Below are 19,344 nucleotides of genomic sequence, written 5' to 3' on the forward strand. Positions count from 1 at the left end.
GTCTCTCCGGCGGCATCAACCCCGTGGAGTTGGAAGAGATGCTTGGACGTGTCCATGCCGATGCGCGTAATCTCGTTCATTGGGCGGCTCCTTCGATGTGTTGGGACCATCATCTTGGCGCAAAACGGCGCCGGATGGGGGCCGTCCACCCCAACGGGACCGGAGAGCCGGGGGCCTCGCGAAGGCACTTGCGACCGAACCCGCCAGCGCGACCCGGTGCCCATTGGCTGCCAGAGCGTTCGTGAGAACAAGCCGCCCTGCACGGCAATGCCTCACCTCCAGGGCATCGCTTCGCCCACGCGGTCCTCTCGCCCGCCCATCAAAACTGTCCGGATCTGTCGCGGCGCCACGCCTTGCGACACTCCGTTACAGTCTGGCCGTTGCCGGGCGCGCGCCGGTCTGCCACGCCTTGCCGCAGAGGAGGCAGATCAGTTTCGGAGAGCCCCATGCTGCGCGTCCTGAAAACCCATGGAACCACGTTCACCATCATCCTTTTCGCCGTCTCCGCCGTGTCCGGCGTCGCCCTGTTCTTCCATTGGAGCAGCGCCGTGTTTCACGGCATGCACGAATGGCTGTCGATGCTGCTGCTCGCGCCCGTCGCCCTGCACCTGTGGCGCAACTGGAACGGCTTCACCGTCTATCTGAAGCGCCGCCAGCTTCTCGTCCCGGCAGCCCTCGGCCTTGCCGCCTCCCTGGCCTTTGCCGTGCCGGTCCTGACCGCCGGGACCAGCGGCGGCAATCCGATGCGCGCCGCCCTCGGCGCCCTGGAGAAGGGGAGCATCGCCGAGGTCGCGCCGCTGTTCGACCTGACGCCGCAGGCGCTGGCTGAGCGTCTTGCCGCCAAGGGCTACCGGGTGGCGCCGGACGGCGACCTCGCCGCCGCCTCGCTGGCCGAGATCGCCAGCGCCTCGGGCAAGCCCGCCGGCCCGGCGCTGATCGCCGACGTGGCCTTCGCTCAAGGACTATAGCCGCAGGCCGGCGGGCGGGGACAAGTTTCGCGTGGCCCGGGGATAGCGCGGGGATACGGCAATCACGCAAGGGGGCGGGCGAGGGGCGTGCCGGCCTGCGCCGGTCCCGGCTTATCCCCGCCGCCGGCCGATCCGGATCGCCGGTCGAATTTGCGCGCGTGTCTCGAATTTTCGCGATTTCGAGACGGAATTTTGCAAAATCCGTCTCGAAATTTCTCAAAATTCCGCAAAACGAAAACGGCGCCCGGATGTCCCCAGGCGCCGTCGTCATGTCATTTATGAAAGATCAGAAGAAGCTGCGGCGCTGCCACCAGCCGGACCGCTTCGGGCCGTCCGGGTCGGTTTCCTCGCTGCTGCCGTCCTTGGCGACCGTCTCGCGCACCACGACAGGCTCGCTGGGAGCCGCCGGTTCGGCCGCAACCTCGGGCTCGGCCGCAGGCGTAACCTCCTCGGCGACAGCTTCCGCCGGCGCGTCCCCAGAACGGTCTTCAGAACCGTCTTCAGGCGTCGTTTCGCTCGTCTCTTCAGCAGGTTCGGCGTCCGCGGCGATCTGTGCTGCCGGCTCGGCCGGCTCCTGCGCTTCGGCCTCGGGCGCTTCGGCCGCTGCCTCCACGACCGGCTCGGTCACCGGCTCGTCCGTGCCCACAACCGTTTCGGAAACCGTCTCGGCCGGAGCCTCGTCCGCCGGCGCGTCGGGGCTCTCCGCCCCCTCGTCGCCGGCCTCGTGCGCCACCGCCTCGCTCACGCTGTCCCCAGCCTCGGTCTCGGCCTCAGTCCCGGCCTCGGCGTCGCTCTCGCCGTCGCCGGAGGTCTCCGACGCCTGCGCGACCGGCTCGTCGCTCTCGCTCTCGCCGTTCTCGCCTTCGCCGTCGCGGCGGCTGCGGCGGCCACCCCGGCGGCCGCGGCGGCGCTTGCGGCGGGCCCGCTCGTCCTCGTCGCCGTCCTCGCCGCGTTCGCTCGCCCCGGCCTCGGCTTCGCCGTCCGGCTCGCCGTCCTCAAGGCTCTCGTCGTCGCTCTCGCCGGTCCTCTCGTCAGCCCGGTCGCCGGCAACGCCCTGCGTCCGCTGCTGATCCTCCTCGGAGGACGGACGCCGGCGCCGGCGGCGGCGGCGGCGCTTGCTGCGGGCGCCGTCCTCGCCGTCGCTCTCGTCGCGGGCCCTCTCGTCGCGGCCGGACGACGACCGCGGGGCCTCCTCGTCCTCCTCGATCTCGTCGATCTCATCGATCTCGTCGGCCTCGTCCACCGTCATCGGCATCACGGTCGAGGGCTGGATCATGCGCGGGGCGATGTTCGGGCGCGCCTCGATCGGCTCGCCGCGCTCCAGCACATAGTGCTGGCCATTGTCCATATGGCCGGCCTGCACGGTGACCTCGAGGCCGAACCGCTCCTCCAGGTCGGCGAGGTGACCGCGCTTCTGGTTGAGGATGTAGAGCGCCGCCTCGGTCGTCGTGCGGACGATCAGATTGTGCGTCGCGCCCTTCAGCAGGTGGTCCTCAAGCGAACGCAGCACATGCAGCGCCACCGATTCCACCGAGCGGATCATGCCGGTGCCGTGGCAATGCGGGCAGGGCGTCATCGAGCTTTCCAGGACGCCGGTGCGGATGCGCTGGCGCGACATCTCCAGAAGGCCGAAATGCGAGATGCGGCCGACCTGGATGCGGGCGCGGTCGTTCTTCAGACAGTCCTTCAGCTTGCGCTCGACGGCCCGGTTGTTCTTGTTCTCCTCCATGTCGATGAAGTCGATCACGATCAGGCCGGCCAGGTCGCGCAGCCGGAGCTGGCGCGCCACTTCCTCCGCCGCTTCCAGATTGGTCTGGACGGCGGTGTCCTCGATATTGTGTTCGCGCGTCGACTTGCCGGAGTTGACGTCGATGGCGACCAGCGCCTCGGTCTGGTTGATGACGATGTAGCCGCCCGACTTCAGCGTCACCTGCGGCGAGAACATCGCATCGAGCTGGCTTTCGACCATGAAGCGCGAGAAAACCGGCGTCGCCTCCTTGTAGGGCTGGACGTTCTTGGCATGGCTCGGCATGAGCATGCGCATGAAGTCCTTGGCTTCGCGATAGCCGTCGTCGCCGGCGACCAGCACCTGGTCGATGTCCTTGTTGTAGAGGTCGCGGATCGAGCGCTTGATCAGCGATCCCTCCTCATAGACGAGATAGGGCGCCGACGACTGCAGCGTCAGGTCGCGCACGTTCTCCCAAAGCCGCATCAGGTATTCGAAATCGCGCTTGATCTCGGCCTTGGTGCGGCTGGCGCCGGCGGTGCGCAGGATCACGCCCATGCCCTGCGGCACTTCCAGTTCGGAGGCGATCTTCTTCAGCCGCTTGCGGTCGGTCGGGGTCGTGATCTTGCGCGAGATGCCGCCGCCGCGGGCGGTGTTCGGCATCAGGACCGAATAGCGGCCGGCCAGCGACAGGTAGGTGGTCAGCGCCGCGCCCTTGTTGCCGCGCTCCTCCTTGACGACCTGCACCAGGAGCACCTGCCGGCGCTTGATGACTTCCTGGATCTTGTACTGCTTGCGGTGCTTGCGGACGCGCTGGGGAACCTCCTCCATCGCGTCTTCGGCGCCGACCGACTCGACGTCGTCCTCGCCGTTCTCGCTCTCCTCGGAGGCGACAGCCTCGCCGTTCTCCTGGCTGGCGGGCCTGGCGGCCTTCGGCTTGCGGCGCGAGGGGCGCTCGTCGTCGTCGGCGCGGGCCGCCTCGGCCTCCTCTTCCTCGATGAGGGCCTGCCGGTCGGCGACCGGGATCTGATAGTAGTCGGGGTGGATCTCGCCGAAGGCGAGGAAGCCGTGCCGGTTGCCGCCATAGTCGACGAAGGCCGCCTGCAGCGACGGCTCGACCCGCGTTACCTTGGCCAGATAGATGTTGCCGCGAAGCTGCTTGCGGTTCGCGGCCTCGAAATCAAATTCCTCGACCCTGTTTCCACGCACCACGACGACCCGGGTCTCCTCCGGGTGCGCGGCGTCGATCAGCATTTTGTTTGCCATTGATGGATGTCTCCACGACCGTCGCGCCCGGGCGGCTTGTTATGCCGGCCCGGATCCGCGCGAAGGCGGCCGTCCTGTTCTGCGGTGTGATGAAAGACGAAGGGGTGCTGCACCGCGCGGCGATCCGTCCGGACCCGGCGACGCCGGTGACGGCGGCCTCGTGTCCCTTCAGGATCGTCTTCGCGCATTGGTTCATTGCAGCGCCCAGTAAGCCATGTTGCGGCGGCCGCCGCCTTGCGGCGGGCCGGATGTGTCAGTCCTGTCGGCTGCCTTGCCGGGCGCTGAGGCGGCCGTCGGTGGCAAGCCGAGACGGGGCTCCGGCCAGCCTTGCGGCCATCGTGTGCCGGCCGCGCAGTGCGCTGCCGGACGCTTCATGCGCATCGTTCCGTCGCCGATGCCCGAAGCGCCGCCGATGAGCGGGGCCAGGGGCGCTGCGGAACGCCGGTCGGGACGCAAGCGTCCGGAATGCGGGGTGTCGTCGACACGCGGCGCGCCGTTGCTGGCACGAGGCATCGCTGACACGCGGCACCATCGACCGGTTCCCGGTGTTCGGCCTTCGCCACGCAGACCGGGAACGCACGAATTCGATGGCCACCCTGCCGGGCGCCGCTGCCAATTGATCGTTCGCTGTTTACGAAAGTACAGTTGGCTTGACCGGACGCCGCCAGATGGCACCAGAACGATCCAGGCTGAATCAGCTTCAACTCCCGGACCCGTCGCATTTCTTTTACGGTCGCGGAAGGCATATGGCAAGTAGGCTGACGGAAGGACACTGACCCAGGCTTGCATCGTGCCGCTTCTGCCTCGCATCCGTGCAGCGGGCGTCGTATCGTCAATGAAAGGTTAACTTGCCCCGAGGTACATCTTGCTGCAGTAAACCGGCGGGGCGGGCAGGGACCGGCGAGAGGCATATCGAGTGACGATCATCGCGCGCATGACAGGTCTGCTGGCGCTGGTTGCCCGTCTGGCGCCGGCGCGCGGCCCTGTGCTGGCGAGCGGCCTGGTCTTGGCCGCCGGTCTGGCGCTGGCTGGAGGTCTGGTGCTTGCTGCCGGTCCGGCCCTGGCCGAACAGGCCTCCGGGAGCGCGGCGGGGCAGGCGGTGGCGCGCGAGGCGCGGATCGCCGGCGACGAGGCGCGCACCCGCTTCATCATGGACCTGTCCGCGCCGGTGGACTTCGCCGTCTCGACCCTGTCCGATCCCTATCGCGTCGTCATCGACCTGCCGCATGTCAATTTCGACCTGCCGGCGGCGGCCGGTCAGGACGGACGCGGCCTGATCACCGCCTGGCGCTTCGGCATGTTCGCCGCCGGCAAGTCGCGCATCGTGCTCGACGCTTCCGGACCGGTCGCGGTCGACAAGTCCTTCGTGCTGCCGCCGGTCTCCGACCAGCCGGCGCGGCTGGTGCTCGATCTTGTCGGCACCAGCCGCGAGACGTTCCTGGAGACGGCGAAGACGCCGGCGCCTCAGGCCGCGCGCAAGGGCGACAAGCTCACCGCCACCCGCCGCCGCGACAAGCCGCTGATCGTGCTCGACCCCGGCCATGGCGGCATCGACACGGGCGCCCGGGGCACCACCGGCACGCTGGAAAAGGCCATCGTGCTCGACTTCGCCCGGCTGCTGCGCGACAGGCTGATGGCGAGCGGGCGCTACGAGGTGCGGATGACGCGGGACGAAGACGTGTTCGTTCCCTTGCGCGAGCGGGTCCACATAGCCCGCGAGCTGGAGGCCGACCTGCTGCTGTCGATCCATGCGGATTCGGTGCGAATCGGCCGCGACCAGGTGCGCGGTGCCGGCGTCTACACCCTGTCGGAGACGGCGAGCGACGAAATCGCCGCTGCCCTTGCCGAGCGCGAGAACCGCTCGGACGTGATCGCCGGCATCGACCTTGCCAACGAGCCGGACGACGTCACCGACATCCTCATCGACCTGGCTCGCCAGGAAACCAAGAAGTTCTCCTTCCTGTTCGCCCGGACGCTGGTGGACGAACTGCGCGGCACCGCGCAACTGGTCAAGAATCCGCACAGATCCGCCGGTTTCCGCGTGTTGACGGCGCATGACGTGCCGTCCGCGCTGGTCGAGCTCGGCTATCTGTCGAACCGCCTGGACGAGAAGCTGATGACCACCGAGGAGTGGCGCGGACGCATGACGCAGGCGCTGGTCGCGGCGATCGACGGCTATTTCGGGCGCCGCTTCGGCGATGGCGCGATGAAGCTTTCGCACACGACCGCGGTCACCGCCAAGACCGACTCGGAGGAGCAGGTGGAGTGAGGTGGGGCTCCGCCTCAGCATCGCCATATTGGTCGCGGAAGGAGTGGGGGTTCTCAAACGCGGCCGCGAGCGGCGCCCGCGACAGGGAACAAGGGGCAGCGCGGTCCCGATCCGCTATTGCGCCGGGATCGTAACGGGGGCATGACGGCGCGGCGCAAGTTCGCTCCGTCCGGGCCGGCCGGAAGACCGGCCAGCGCATCGCAAGATCGAGATTACCGGGATAGACGAGCCGGATATATGAAGTTCCTGATCAAACTCTTCGGCTACCTGTTCGGCATCGGTGCCGTGCTGGGTCTGCTCGTGGCCACGGGCATCTGGCTGTTCCTGCAGGACCTGTCCGAGGACCTGCCGGACTATACCGCGCTCAAGAATTACGAGCCGCCGGTGATGACCCGCGTGCATGCGGCCGACGGCCAGTTGATGGCCGAATATGCCAAGGAGCGGCGCCTGTTCCTGCCGATCCAGGCGGTCCCCGACCTGCTGAAGCAGGCCTATATCTCGGCCGAGGACAAGAACTTCTATTCCCATCTCGGCATCGATCCGGAAGGCATCGCCCGTGCGGCGGTCGCCTATTTCCGCAATTACGGCAGCGGCCGCCGGCCGCAGGGCGCCTCGACCATCACCCAGCAGGTGGCGAAGAACTTCCTCTTGACCAACGAAGTGTCGATGGAGCGCAAGGTCAAGGAGGCGATCCTCGCCCTGCGCATCGAACAGGCCTACACCAAGGACGAGATCCTCGAGCTCTATCTCAACGAGATCTATCTCGGGGTCGGCGCCTATGGCGTCGCCGCCGCCTCGCTGCTGTATTTCGACAAGTCGGTGCACGAGCTGACCCTGGAGGAGGTGGCTTATCTCGCCGCGCTGCCGAAGGGGCCGAACAACTACCACCCGTTCCGCGAGCGCGATGCGGCGATCGAGCGTCGCAACTGGGTGATCGACCGCATGGTCGAGAACGGCTACATCGACAGCCTCGTGGCCGAGGAAGCCAAGGCCAAGCCGCTGACCGTCAAGCTGCGCTCGCGCGGCACCCACCTCTTCGCCTCGGAATATTTCTCCGAGGAGGTGCGCCGGCTGATCGCCAATCTCTATGGTGAGACGCGCCTTTACGAAGGCGGCCTGTCGGTGCGCTCGACCCTCGACCCGAAGCTGCAGGTGATCGCGCGCAAGGCGTTGATGGACGGTCTCATCGCCTTCGACCAGCGCCGCGGGGGCTGGCGCGGCCCGGTGCAGAAGATCGAGCTGGGCGCGGGCGACTGGGGCGCGGACCTGTCCCGGATCGACGGCATGTCCGACGTGCCGGAGTGGCAGCTTGCCGTGGTCCTGTCGACGTCTGGCGATCGCGCCGAGGTCGGCCTCAAGCCGGGCCGGCTGGCCAGCGGCGAACTGTCGAGCGAGCGCGAGCGGGTGTCCCTGCCGCTCGCCGGCATGAAATGGGCGCGGGTCAGCGGCCGCTCGCCGAACAGCGTCGGCGACGTGCTGTCGCCCGGCGACGTGGTCTATGTCGAGAAGGGAGCGGACGGGGCTTACGAGCTGCGCCAGTTCCCGAGCGTCTCCGGCGCGCTGCTGGCGATGGATCCCTATACGGGCCGCGTGCTGGCGATGGTCGGCGGCTTCTCCTTCTCGCAGAGCGAGTTCAACCGCGCGACGCAGGCCTATCGCCAGCCGGGCTCGTCGTTCAAGCCGTTCCTCTATGCGGCGGCGCTCGACAACGGCTACACGCCCTCCAGCGTGATCATGGACGCGCCTTTCGAGATGGCGCAGGGCCCCGGCCTGCCGATGTGGCGGCCGCAGAACTATGGCGGCAAGTATTACGGCCCCTCGACCCTGCGCGTCGGCATCGAACTGTCGCGAAACGTGATGACGGTGCGTCTGGCACAGGACATGGGCATGCCGCTCGTCGCCGAATATGCCAAGCGGTTCGGCATCTACGATGCGATGACCCCGGTTCTGTCCATGTCGCTCGGCGCCGGCGAGACCACCGTCATGCGCATGGTCACCGCCTATGCGATGATCGCCAATGGCGGTCGCAAGGTGCAGCCGACGCTGATCGACCGGATCCAGGACCGCTATGGCAAGACCGTCTATCGCCATGACGAGCGGATCTGCGAGACCTGCGCCACCGATCACTGGGCGAACCAGGGCGAGCCGGAGCTGATCGACAATCGCGAGCAGGTGCTCGATCCGATGACCGCCTATCAGATCACCTCGATGATGGAAGGCGTCGTCCAGCGCGGCACCGCCACCAGCATCAAGGTCCTCGGCCGTCCGGTCGCCGGCAAGACGGGCACGACCAACGAGGAGAAGGACGCCTGGTTCGTCGGCTACACGCCCGATCTGACGGTCGGTGTGTTCGTCGGCTACGACACGCCGAAGCCGATGGGGCGCGGCGCGACCGGCGGTCAGGTAGCGGCGCCGATCTTCACCGAATTCATGCAGGCGGCGCTGAAGGACAGCCCGCCGGTCGAGTTCCGCGTGCCCAAGGGGCTGCAGCTCATCCCGATCAACCGGCAGACGGGCCTGCGCGCGGGCGCCGGCACGCCGGGCACGATCCTGGAAGGCTTCAAGCCGGGCACGGCGCCGCCGGACGAATATTCGATCATCGGCTTCCAGGACGAGATCGGCATTCCGCGCACGGTCTCGCCGGAAGCGGGGCAGGCGGTGATGAGCGGCACCGGCGGCCTGTACTGACCTGACGCGTCCGCTTCGGCACTGCCGTATGTCTGGACCTGAAATCTTCGGCGCCGCGGCGGGGGAGACCCGGCCGCGGCGTTTGCGATCGGCGAGCCGATCAACTATGGTCCGCGACCGAAACGGACGCGCCGCCGGGCCTTTGGCCTTCGCCGCGTCCCTCTTTTCGAACTGCAACCCCCAACTGGCGAGAAAGGACGGCGATGCGCGCTGAAACCGAGGCCGTGGTCGACGAAATCAAGCAGGCCATAAGCCTGCTGAGGAGGCATCTTTGACTGGGACAACGCGATTGTCCGTCTGGATGAACTGAACGCTGCGTCCGAAGATCCGACCCTTTGGAACGACCCTGCCAAGGCGCAGAAGCTGATGCGTGAGCGCCAGCAGCTCGATGACGGGCTGACCGGCGTGCGCAGGCTGGAAGCCGACCTTGCCGACAATCTCGAACTGATCGAACTCGGCGAGATGGAAGGCGACAAGGAGGTGATCGGCGAGGCCGAGGCGGCGCTGAAGGCGCTGCGCAGCGAGGTCAACAAGCGCCAGATCGCCTCGCTCCTGTCGGGCGAAGCCGACGGCAACGACGCCTATCTGGAAATCAACTCCGGCGCCGGCGGCACGGAGAGCCAGGACTGGGCGAGCATGCTGCTGCGCATGTACACCCGCTGGGCGGAGCAGCACGGCAACAAGGTCGAGGTGCTCGAGCTTCATGACGGCGAGGAAGCCGGCATCAAGTCGGTGACGCTCAAGGTCAAGGGCGAGAACGCCTATGGCTGGCTGAAGACGGAATCGGGCGTGCACCGGCTGGTGCGCATCTCGCCCTATGACAGCCAGGCGCGGCGGCACACCAGCTTCGCCTCCGTGTGGGTCTATCCGGTCATCGACGACTCGATCGAGATCGAGGTGAACGAGAGCGACTGCCGCATCGACACCTATCGCGCCTCGGGCGCGGGTGGCCAGCACGTCAACACGACCGACTCGGCGGTGCGCATCACCCATCAGCCGACCGGCATCGTGGTGCAGTGCCAGTCGGAGCGCTCGCAGCACAAGAACCGGGCGACCGCCTGGTCGATGCTGAAGGCGCGGCTCTACGAGCTGGAGCTGCAGAAGCGCGAGGAGAAGGCCAATGCCGAGGCGGCGTCGAAGACCTCGATCGGCTGGGGCCACCAGATCCGCTCCTATGTGCTGCAGCCCTACCAGTTGGTGAAGGACCTGCGCACGGGCGTCGAGAGCACCAACCCGACCGGCGTGCTGGGCGGCGACCTTGACGACTTCATGGAAGCGACGCTGGCGCAGCGCGCCTTTGGCGGCGCGCCGGAGACGGTCGAGGACGTGGACTGACGGCCACTCCGCTCGCCAGTATGAGGCCAGGCAACAGGAAACGGCGCCCGCGGGCGCCGTTTCGCGTTTGTGGGTCTGCAGGAGCGGTGGTCAGTCGCCGAGCAGCGGGCTGATCTTCTCGCCGGTGCGCAGGAAGCGGGCCGGATTGAGCGGCCGGTCGTTGACCCGGATTTCGTAATGCAGGTGCGGGCCGGTGGAGCGGCCGGTGGAGCCGACGGTGCCGAGCCGGGCGCCGGTCGCGACCGTCTCGCCCTCGTTCACCGAAATCCGGCTCATATGGGCGAAACGGGTGACGACGCCGCTCGGGTGGCGGATCTCGACCGACTTGCCATAGCCGCCGTTGCGCCCGGCGAAGATCACCTTGCCCGGCGCCGGCGCACGGATCACCTCGCCGGTGGCGGCGCGGAAGTCGAGGCCGGTATGCATCGCCATGCGGCCGAGGAAGGGGTCGACGCGCGGGCCGAAGGAGGAGGAGAGCTCGGCGCCGGGAAGCGGCGAGGCGAGCGGGATGCCACGGGCGGCGTCCTTGACCTGGGAGAGGGCGAGAAGCGCCGTCTCCGCGCGCTGGATGCGCGAATCGAAATCGGTGTCGGCGAGCGGCACGAACGGGCCGCCCTGGCCGGAGGCCGGCAGATGCTTGGCGCCGGCAAGCTGCAGGCCGAGCTGGTCGGCGGCATCGGCGATGGTCGCCGCGTCGCGCTCGGCGGTGACGGCGATCACGTCGAGCGCCGCGTGCGCCTCGCTGTCCATGCGGTCGAGCGCGGCATTGACGTCCTCGATGATCTCGATGCGCCGGTCGGGACCGGCGGCGGCGCCCTCGGCAGAGGGCCCGGCCGGGGCGAGGTCACGCAGCGGCTTGCCGGGGGCGGCGGCCCCCTGACGGGCGGCGGCCTCGGCGGCGGCATTGTCTTCGGAGCGGGTGCCGCGCAGGCTCAGCAGCGGTGAGATCTCGATCGGCTCCGGCGTGCCGCCGATGCCGGTGGGCGCATTGGTCGTGTCGATGGCGAGGCTGGCCGGCTTGGCGGGCGGCACCGGTCCGGCGACCGCGACGCGAATGCCGCTTTCGGCCGCCTTGGCGAGCAGTCCGGAAACGCGCGCCTGACGGGTGTCGAGATCGCGCTGGCGCTCGACCACGTCGGCGAGCTGCTCCTCGATGCTGCGGCGCTCGAGCACGCGGCGGCTGGTGAGCTGGTCGATGCGCGAGCGCAGCGAGGCGATGCGGTCCTCGTAGGAGAGCTGCATCTGCGCCTGACGTTCGGCAGAAGACTGGATGATGTCGTCGCGCAGGACGAGATAGGCGGTGGCGCCGATATAGCCGACCGCAAGCGCGGCCACGACCGTCGTCGCCAGACCCGCCATCAGGGGGGAGATGGTGAAGCTGCGGACATGGTCGCCGCGGGCGATGATCACCCGATGCGGCTCCTTGCGCTTGCCGAAGTCCCTGCGGCCGTTTGCAGCGTGTCCTGTCATGCGTCTGTGGACCCGTTCCCGGCGGTGCCAGACACTCACGCGGCACCTCGTTCGGCTCCGATCATGCGCCCGTTAAGGTTAACAAAAGCTAAGGAACTGTCCGAATTCGAGAATCCATTCAGCCGGTAAGGCGAACCAGCGGTCGGTAGAAGCCGGGCGTCAGTCCGGCTTCCGAGCGTGCCCGGTCGTTGAACGGCGGCTTCAAGCCGGCCTTGAAATGGCGGCGCACCAACTCCTGGAAGCGGGCTTCGGGATCGCGGCGGTCCTGGTCGCACAGATAGCGGAACCATTTGGCGCCAAAGGCGACATGGCGTTTCTCGTCGCGATAGATGATCTCCAGGATCGCGGCGGTTTCCGGGTCGCCGCGCTCGCGCGCCTTCTCGATCATCGGCGGGGTGATGTCGAGGCCGCGCGCCTCCAGAACCAGGGGAATCACCGCCAGCCGGCCGGCGAGATCATCGCCCGTGCTTGCGGCCGCCTCCCACAGCCCGTGATGGGCGGGCAGGGCGCCATAATGCGAATCGAGCTCCTCCAGCCGCCGGCGCAGCAGCGAGAAATGCTTGGCCTCTTCCAGCCCCACGCGCACCCAGTCGTCGAAGAAGGAGCGGGGCAGGGGGCGGTCGGCGAAGCGGCCGACCATGTCCCAGGTGAGGTCGACGGCGTTGAGCTCGATATGGGCGAGGGAATGCAGCAGGGCGATGCGGCCCGAGGTGCCGCCGATGGCGCGCTTGGGCATGTCGCGGGGCGGCAGCAGGATCGGCGTCTCGGGACGGCCGGGCTGGTCCGGCATCCGCTCGCCGCCGGTGCGCCGGCGCAGCGACAAGGTGCGGCCGAACCAGGCGCGGGCGGTGGCATGGGCCACGGCGGTCTTCTCGTCCAGCGAGCGGGCCGCCACGACGCGGCGCGCGCCGCAGGCAAGGGATGCGGGAGTGAAGTCGGCCGTGTCGGCCTTGCCTGGTGAGACGCGCATGCAAGCTCCGAAGGCGTTACGGGCGGCGCCGCCGCACGGCTCTCATGCGGAGTGCTTCGCGGCGGCGGGCCCCACGACGGCTCACCGGGTCGCGCGGACGGCCTCCAGCACGGCCTCTGCATGGCCGGGAACCTTGACCTTGCGCCACGTCTCGACGATCTGGCCGGCCCCGTCAATCAGGAAGGTCGAGCGGTCCACGCCCATATAGGTCCTGCCATACATCGACTTTTCCACCCAGACGCCCCAGGCGGTGGCGACCGCGGCGTCCGGATCGGCGGCGAGGATCACCGAGAGGTCGTGCTTGGCCTTGAACTTGTCGTGCTTGGCCGCCGTATCCGGCGAGATGCCGACGACGACCGCGCCCGCTGCCTCGAACTCCGAGGCCAGGGCGGTGAAGGCGATGGCCTCCTTGGTGCAGCCCGGCGTGTCGTCCTTGGGGTAGAAGTAGAGCACGACCTTGCGGCCGCGCAGATCGGACAGGCGCAGCGTGCCGCCGCCGTCCCGCTCGAGCTCGAAATCCGGTGCGGCGATTCCTGTCGTGATTTCCGTCATGCTGCCTTCCTTTGGTCATTTGGGGGAGGGATAGTCCACGAATCCCTGCCAGTTGCGGATACGTATTACCGACCGGCTCGGATCCCCTTTCGCGGACATAGTATGATCATTCCGATTCGCGGATGATCAGCCTGCCACGCCCAAAGGACCGGGACACTGCTTAAACGCCTCATACATCGTGACAGGCCCTTGCGGGACGTGCTGCATGGCCGGCGGCGTCGCCGACCCTGGCGGGTGGTGCTGGTGATCGTCGGCATCCTGGCCGTGTCCGCCCTTGGCGGGCTGGCGGTGACCTTCGGCAGCGGGCCGGTCTCCATGCCTTACCTGGCGCAGTATCTCTCCGAGGGCGCGCTGGCGCCGGGGGCGCGGCTGCGGGTGGGGGCGGTGACCATAGATCTCTCCGAAGGTCTGCCGCCCAAGGCCGAATTGCTGGACCTGTCGATCGAGGCGGAGGCGGATGACGGCCTCTCGCTGCAAGTGCCGCGCGTGTCCGCGCCGCTCGACCCGCTGGCGCTTCTGCAAGGCGAGATGCGCCTGTCCGAGATCCGGCTCGAACATGCGCGCCTGAGCATTGCCAATGCGGCGCGCTCCGCCTCGTCGAGCGAGATCCCGGACATGGCGGTGATCGCCGAGGCGGCCGATCGCATGGCGCGGCTTGCCACGGCGCAACTGGCGCAGCGCGGCATCGCCCGGATCGAACTGGTCTCGGCGGAGATCGTCGCGGAGGGCGAGAAGACCTATCGCATGCGCGGCATCGACGCCGAACTGACCAGGGCCGACGACGGCACGCTGCAGGCGGATGCCGAGATCGCCGGCCGGCTCGGCCAGTGGAAGGCCAAGGCCCGCCGCTCTGTCGACCCCGAGACCGGCGAGAGCCTGATGCGGGTCGACCTGTACGACGTCACGCTGGGCGAGTTCGTCTCCGTCGAGTCCTCGGTCGACGCGGGCAAGGGGCTCGGCATCCCGGTGCGGGCCCGGCTCGACGTGGCCATGGGCGCGGACGGGGCGTTCGACACGACGCGGGCCGGCGTCATTGTCTCGCCGGGCTGGATCAACACCGGTCACACCGTGGTCGGTTTCGACAAGATCGACATTCAACTCTATTGGGAGGCCGGAACCCCCGGCTTTCGCGTGGTTCCGTCCCTCTACCAGTACGGCAACACGGTCCTGCCGTTCGAGGGGCTGGTGGAGCCGCCGCGGGAATGGCAGGACATGTGGTCCTTCCGCATCGTGTCGCGGGACGCGCGCATCGGCCCCTCGGACGTGGCGGGCCCGCCTTTCGAGATGGAGGCGTTCCTGGCGGAGGGGCGCGCCGACCTCAAAGAGAGAGAGCTCCATTTCGACAAGCTGGCGCTGCGTTCGGGTGCGGCCGAGATGGATGGCGCCGGGTCGGTGCGCGCCGGCGGTGACGGCCTCTACATGGCCCTTGCGGTTGAAAGCGGCCCGATGTCGGTCGCGAGCCTGAAGCGGTTGTGGCCGATCACCATGATGCCGCCGGCGCGGGCCTGGGTGATCGAGCATCTGGTCGACGGGCGGATCGACAGCGGCAGGGCGATGGTCTCGCTGCGGCCGGCCGCCTTCGACGTCGACGATCCGGAAGCCGGGTGGTCGGGCGACGACGTGCAGGTCGACATTGCCTTTTCCGATCTGAGCCTCAGCACGGTCGGCACGGTGCCGGTGGCCCAGGGCCTGTCGGGGCGTATCCATGTCGCCGACGAAGTGCTGACCGTCACGTCGTCCTCAGGCGTGATGGTGGCGCGGCCGGGCGAGCAGATTGCCATCAGCGACACCGTGTTCCAGGTGCCGGATCTGCGCGAGAGCGGCACCAAGACCGGCGTGCTCAAGCTGACGGCGAAGGGGCCGGCGAAGTCGCTGGCGACGCTGCTCGACGCCGAGCCGTTCACGGTGCTGTCGCGCAACGACCTGGCGCCGGAGGACGTCGCCGGATCCGGCGCGATGACGCTCAACGCACGCTTTGCGCTGGTCAAGGATGTTCGTGTCGACGATGTCGACTGGGACCTGTCCGGCTCGCTCAAGGGCTTCTCCAACAGCCGGGCGATCCGGGGACACAAGCTGAGCGGCGCCGATCTCACATTCGATGTCGACGAGGGCAGCCTGTCGCTGAAGGGACGCGGAAAGCTCGACGGGCTGCCGGCGAATCTGGACCTGGTGGTGCCCTTCGACAACGCCGACGGCAAGGCGGTCGCCGCCCGTCAGGGGGTGGTGATCGAGGCGACGGCAGCCCAGCTCGCCGAGCGCGGTATCGACATTCGCGGCTTCGTCAACGGTCCGCTCAAGCTGACGACCGAGGAGACGGAGGCCGGGCAGTCCTATCAGGTGGATCTCACGCGGGCCTCCATCGAACTGGCGGATCTGGGCTGGAGCAAGAGCCCTGGCGTTGCCGCGCGCGCGCAATTCCGCATGAGCGAGAGTGGCGGACAGCGGGAGATCCGCGGGTTCCGGCTGACCTCGGAGGGCGTGGAGGTCGAGGGCAACATCACCCTGACTGCAGCGGGCGATCTGGAGCGGGCGGAGTTTTCGCGCTTCGCCTTGCGGGCAAGCGACGATGCCAGCCTGCGGCTGTCCAAGCGCGGCAAGCAGATCACCGTCGACCTGCGGGCGAACCGGCTCGACGCGCGCGGGCTGGTCGCCAATCTCAGCGGCAAGGGGGGACCCGGCGGCGGCGACAAGACCGCGCTGAAGATCACCGCCGAGGTCGGGCAGTTGATCGGCTTCAACGGCGTCACCTTGTCGGGCGTGTCGCTGTCCATGTCGAAGACGGGCGGCGATCTGCGGGCGCTCGACCTGTCCGGCTCGTCGGGCGGCAGGTCGGTGTTCCAGGTGAGGATGACCGGGGAAGGGGCGGGCCGCGAAGTGACCGGCACCTTCCAGGATACGGGCGCAATCCTGCGTTTCGCCAATCTCTACCAGCGCATGCGGGGCGGTGTCGGCATTCTCTCGATCGCCATGCCGACGGCCAATGACTGGAACGGGAACTTCAAGATCAAGCGGCTGGCGATCACCGAGGATCCGGCGATCCAGGCGCTGGCGCGCAGCCCGGCGGTGCTGGATGCGCGCGATCCGCGCCGCAACCAGGTCCTTGCCGGAGTGGAGCGTCGTGGCGAGGCGAGTTTCAGCGTGCTGGAGCTGGTGTTCCGCCGCAGCGGCGACATGCTGACCGTCACCGAAGGCACGCTGGCCGGCCCGACGATCGGCGGCACGGTCTCGGGCAATGTCGATCTCGCGACCCGTTCGCTCGACATGACGGGCACGTTCGTGCCGGCCTTCGCCATCAACAATCTCTTCGCCAAGATCCCGATCCTCGGCTTCGCGCTTGGCGGCGGGGCCGACGAGGGGCTGATCGGCGTCACCTATCGGCTGACGGGGTCGCTCGCCGATCCGGTGCTGACGGTGAACCCGGCCTCGGCGATGGCGCCGGGCATCTTCCGCAAGATCTTCGAATACCGCTGAGGGCGATGCCCCCAGAACGACAGACCCCCGGGCGCGAGCGCCCGGGGGGCTGCAGTCGTGTCGGCAGTGGCTTGACGGCTCAGACGGCCTTCAGCAGCACGTGGCGCTTCTTGCCGAGGGAGAGCTTGATGACGCCGTCCTCGACGAGATCGGTTGGCCCAAGAACGCGCTTCTCGTCCTGCGCCACCACATCGTTGACGCGCAGGCCGCCGCCCTTGACCTGACGACGCGCCTCGCCGTTGGAGGCGCACAGGCCTGCCGTGACGAAGGCGGCCAGCAGGCCGAGCCCCGCTTCCAGCTCGCCGCGGGCGATCTCCACCGTCGGCAGTCCCTCGGCCAGCGCGCCTTCCTCGAAGGCGCGGCGCGCGGTCTCGGCGGCCTCTTCGGCAGCCTTGCGGCCATGCGCCATGGCGGTCGCTTCGGTGGCGAGCACCTTCTTCGCCTCGTTGATCTCCGACCCGCCGAGAGCGGCAAGGCGGGCGATCTCGTCGAGCGGCAGCACCGTGAACAGCTTCAGGAAGCGCTCGACATCGCCATCCTCGGTGTTGCGCCAGAACTGCCAGTAGTCATAGGCCGACAGCATGTCCGGGTTGAGCCAGACCGCGCCTTCCGCCGTCTTGCCCATCTTGGCGCCCGAGGCGGTGGTGAGCAGCGGCGTCGTCAGCGCGAAGAGCTCGATTTCCTCCATGCGGCGGCCGAGATCGACGCCGGAGACGATGTTGCCCCATTGGTCGGAGCCGCCCATCTGCACCCGGCAGCCGGTGCGCCGGTAGAGCTCGACGAAGTCGTAGCCCTGCAGCAGCATGTAGTTGAACTCCAGGAAGGAGAGGTGCTGCTCGCGCTCCAGGCGGGTGCGCACGGCATCGCGCTGGATCATCTGGTTGACCGAGAAGTGTCGGCCGACGTCGCGCAGGAACTCGACATACTTGATGCTCATCAGCCAGTCGGCATTGTCGAGCATCAGGGCGTCCTTGGGGCCCTCGCCAAAGGTGAGGAAGTGGTCGAACACCTTGCGGATGCCGTCCTTGTTCTCCTCGATCTGGGCATCGTCCAGCAGCGGGCGGGCGCTGTCGCGGAACGACGGGTCGCCGATCCGCGTGGTGCCGCCGCCCATCAAGGCGATGGGGCGGTGCCCGGTCTTCTGCATCCAGTGCAGCATCATGATCTGGACGAGGGAGCCGACATGCAGGCTCTTGGCCGTGCAGTCGAAGCCGATATAGGCGGTGACCGTCTCGGACCGATACAGATCGTCGAGCCCTTGCGGGTTCGAGATCTGATGGATGAAGCCCCGTTCGCTGAGGGTCTTCAAGAACTCCGATTTGAAAGCGGTCATTTCCCTTGTGTCCATTTTGAAAGGGTGTGTGGAAACCCGGACCGCCCGCGCGGGACGCACCGGGCCCGCACCTCTTAGCCGAACTGCTTGCCAAGATCACGGAGAAATCAGGCCGCTGGCGGCTTGATCGCAAAAAGCGCAAGCGGCGGACGGGCTCCGGGACCCGCGAACAAAAAAACGGCCGGACAGGCCGGCCGCTGTGAAGTTTTGCGGGTCGAGGCCGGGCGAGGGTTGGGTCGCGCCGACATCGGAATTTTGGTAGCAGGCGCGGATGACGCGGCAGTGACAGGTTCGCTTGGCGAGCGCAGAACCAAAACAAAAAGGCCCCGCCGGAGCAGGGCCTTCTCGTTCATGGGGCGAGAGGGGAACGGCTCAGAGAGCCTCTTCCTCGCCAGCCTCGGCCTCAGCGGCTTCCTCGCCCTCGGCCTCTTCGTCCTCGTCCTCTTCGAACTCGAACGTGTCCTGCTCGCGGGCGGAGAGATCCTCGCCGCGCGCCTGGCGCTCGGCCTCGTCGGCGGAGCGGGCGACGTTGAGCGTCACCGAAACCTCGACCTCCGGATGGAGGACGATGGCGACCTCGTGCAGGCCGATGGTCTTGATCGGACGGTCGAGGCGGACCTGCGAACGGGCCGAGGAGAAACCGCCCTCGGTCATCACGTCGGCGATGTCGCGGGTCGACACGGAACCGTAGAGCTGGCCGGTCTCGCCAGCCTGGCGGATGACCGTGAAGCTCTGGCCGTCGAGCGTCTTGGCGACCGACTCGGCCTCCGACTTGCGCTCCAGGTTGCGGGCCTCAAGCTGCGCGCGCTCGCTTTCGAAGCGCTGCAGGTTGGCCTTGGTGGCGCGCAGCGCCTTGCCCTGCGGCAGCAGATAGTTGCGCGCGAAGCCGTCGCGCACGCGCACCACTTCGCCCATCTGGCCGAGCTTGGCGACGCGCTCGAGAAGAATAATGTGCATTGTCGTAATCCTTTTCGTCTGTCCCGCGCCTGGCGCGGTTAGGGACGGCCGGCATGCCGGCCTGTCCCAGCCGATTGGAACGTCGTGATCTTACTTGATCACGAAGGGCAGCAGGCCGAGGAAGCGGGCGCGCTTGATGGCACGCGCGAGCTCGCGCTGCTTCTTGGCCGACACCGCGGTGATGCGGCTCGGCACGATCTTGCCGCGCTCGGAAATGTAGCGCTGCAGGAGGCGGATGTCCTTGTAGTCGATCTTCGGCGCGCTGGCGCCGGAGAACGGGCAGGTCTTGCGACGGCGGAAGAAGGGGCGGCGCGTCGGAAGCTGTGCGATATCGACCAT

General features: G+C 68.0%; 12 protein-coding genes. 5 read left to right on the plus strand and 7 right to left on the minus strand.

Features of this window, described 5'->3' with window-relative positions; translation table 11 throughout:
• Window positions 1–446 precede the first annotated feature (446 nt).
• Window positions 447–968 (plus strand): DUF4405 domain-containing protein, encoded by a 522-nt coding sequence (locus TSB10GB4_RS09025; RefSeq protein ID WP_186395476.1) that lies wholly within the window; start codon window positions 447–449, stop codon window positions 966–968.
• A gap of 286 nt (window positions 969–1,254) precedes the next feature.
• Here the strand turns inward: TSB10GB4_RS09025 and TSB10GB4_RS09030 are convergent, their stop codons facing one another.
• Window positions 1,255–3,960 (minus strand): ribonuclease E/G, encoded by a 2,706-nt coding sequence (locus TSB10GB4_RS09030; protein ID WP_186395477.1) that lies wholly within the window; start codon window positions 3,958–3,960, stop codon window positions 1,255–1,257.
• Window positions 3,961–4,876: 916 nt separating this feature from the next.
• Here TSB10GB4_RS09030 and TSB10GB4_RS09035 point away from each other — a divergent pair.
• From TSB10GB4_RS09035 to prfB, 3 genes are all read left to right on the plus strand, one after another.
• Window positions 4,877–6,229, plus strand: coding sequence for an N-acetylmuramoyl-L-alanine amidase (locus tag TSB10GB4_RS09035; protein WP_244570865.1), 1,353 nt, complete (start codon window positions 4,877–4,879; stop codon window positions 6,227–6,229).
• Between the two features lie 237 nt (window positions 6,230–6,466).
• A complete protein-coding gene (locus tag TSB10GB4_RS09040; RefSeq protein ID WP_186395478.1) occupies window positions 6,467–8,917 on the plus strand; it encodes a penicillin-binding protein 1A in 2,451 nt (816 codons plus the stop codon).
• Window positions 8,918–9,120: 203 nt separating this feature from the next.
• A protein-coding gene (gene prfB / locus TSB10GB4_RS09045; RefSeq protein ID WP_186395479.1) for a peptide chain release factor 2 occupies window positions 9,121–10,252 on the plus strand; the annotation gives its coding sequence in 2 pieces (ribosomal slippage) (window positions 9,121–9,189 and window positions 9,191–10,252; 1,131 coding nt in all).
• Window positions 10,253–10,342: 90 nt separating this feature from the next.
• Here prfB and TSB10GB4_RS09050 read toward each other — a convergent pair.
• The 3 genes from TSB10GB4_RS09050 to TSB10GB4_RS09060 all read right to left on the minus strand — a co-directional run bounded on the left by TSB10GB4_RS09050 (window position 10,343) and on the right by TSB10GB4_RS09060 (window position 13,244).
• On the minus strand, window positions 10,343–11,722 hold the full coding sequence (locus tag TSB10GB4_RS09050; protein ID WP_186395480.1) for a peptidoglycan DD-metalloendopeptidase family protein: 1,380 nt from the start codon (window positions 11,720–11,722) through the stop codon (window positions 10,343–10,345).
• A gap of 118 nt (window positions 11,723–11,840) precedes the next feature.
• Window positions 11,841–12,692 carry a ferritin-like domain-containing protein gene (locus tag TSB10GB4_RS09055; RefSeq protein WP_186395481.1) on the minus strand — a complete coding sequence of 284 codons (852 nt, stop codon included), beginning with the start codon at window positions 12,690–12,692 and terminating at the stop codon, window positions 11,841–11,843.
• A gap of 81 nt (window positions 12,693–12,773) precedes the next feature.
• Window positions 12,774–13,244: a peroxiredoxin gene (locus TSB10GB4_RS09060; protein ID WP_186389273.1), complete on the minus strand. Its 471-nt coding sequence runs from the start codon at window positions 13,242–13,244 to the stop codon at window positions 12,774–12,776.
• Window positions 13,245–13,442: 198 nt separating this feature from the next.
• Here TSB10GB4_RS09060 and TSB10GB4_RS09065 point away from each other — a divergent pair, with 198 nt between their 5' ends.
• On the plus strand, window positions 13,443–16,715 hold the full coding sequence (locus tag TSB10GB4_RS09065) for an AsmA-like C-terminal domain-containing protein (RefSeq protein ID WP_244570870.1): 3,273 nt from the start codon (window positions 13,443–13,445) through the stop codon (window positions 16,713–16,715).
• A gap of 79 nt (window positions 16,716–16,794) precedes the next feature.
• Here the strand turns inward: TSB10GB4_RS09065 and tyrS are convergent, their stop codons facing one another.
• From tyrS to rpsR, 3 genes are all read right to left on the minus strand, one after another.
• Window positions 16,795–18,048, minus strand: coding sequence for a tyrosine--tRNA ligase (gene tyrS / locus TSB10GB4_RS09070; RefSeq protein ID WP_186395483.1), 1,254 nt, complete (start codon window positions 18,046–18,048; stop codon window positions 16,795–16,797).
• 372 nt (window positions 18,049–18,420) lie between these two features.
• Complete coding sequence (gene rplI / locus TSB10GB4_RS09075; protein WP_186389276.1) at window positions 18,421–19,005, minus strand: 50S ribosomal protein L9; 585 nt, start codon at window positions 19,003–19,005, stop codon at window positions 18,421–18,423.
• Window positions 19,006–19,095: 90 nt separating this feature from the next.
• Window positions 19,096–19,344 (minus strand): 30S ribosomal protein S18, encoded by a 249-nt coding sequence (gene rpsR, locus TSB10GB4_RS09080; RefSeq protein WP_186389277.1) that lies wholly within the window; start codon window positions 19,342–19,344, stop codon window positions 19,096–19,098.

This window comes from Stappia sp. TSB10GB4 (assembly GCF_900185745.1).
Taxonomy (GTDB): Bacteria; Pseudomonadota; Alphaproteobacteria; order Rhizobiales; family Stappiaceae; genus Stappia.

Coding starts and splice junctions, on each gene's coding strand:
- TSB10GB4_RS09025 (WP_186395476.1), top strand. CDS start 447: ATGCTGCGCGTCCTGAAAACCCATGGAACCACGTTCACCATCATCCTT.
- TSB10GB4_RS09030 (WP_186395477.1), bottom strand. CDS start 3,960: ATGGCAAACAAAATGCTGATCGACGCCGCGCACCCGGAGGAGACCCGG.
- TSB10GB4_RS09040 (WP_186395478.1), top strand. CDS start 6,467: ATGAAGTTCCTGATCAAACTCTTCGGCTACCTGTTCGGCATCGGTGCC.
- TSB10GB4_RS09050 (WP_186395480.1), bottom strand. CDS start 11,722: ATGACAGGACACGCTGCAAACGGCCGCAGGGACTTCGGCAAGCGCAAG.
- TSB10GB4_RS09055 (WP_186395481.1), bottom strand. CDS start 12,692: ATGCGCGTCTCACCAGGCAAGGCCGACACGGCCGACTTCACTCCCGCA.
- TSB10GB4_RS09060 (WP_186389273.1), bottom strand. CDS start 13,244: ATGACGGAAATCACGACAGGAATCGCCGCACCGGATTTCGAGCTCGAG.
- tyrS (WP_186395483.1), bottom strand. CDS start 18,048: ATGACCGCTTTCAAATCGGAGTTCTTGAAGACCCTCAGCGAACGGGGC.
- rplI (WP_186389276.1), bottom strand. CDS start 19,005: ATGCACATTATTCTTCTCGAGCGCGTCGCCAAGCTCGGCCAGATGGGC.
- rpsR (WP_186389277.1), bottom strand. CDS start 19,344: ATGGTCGATATCGCACAGCTTCCGACGCGCCGCCCCTTCTTCCGCCGT.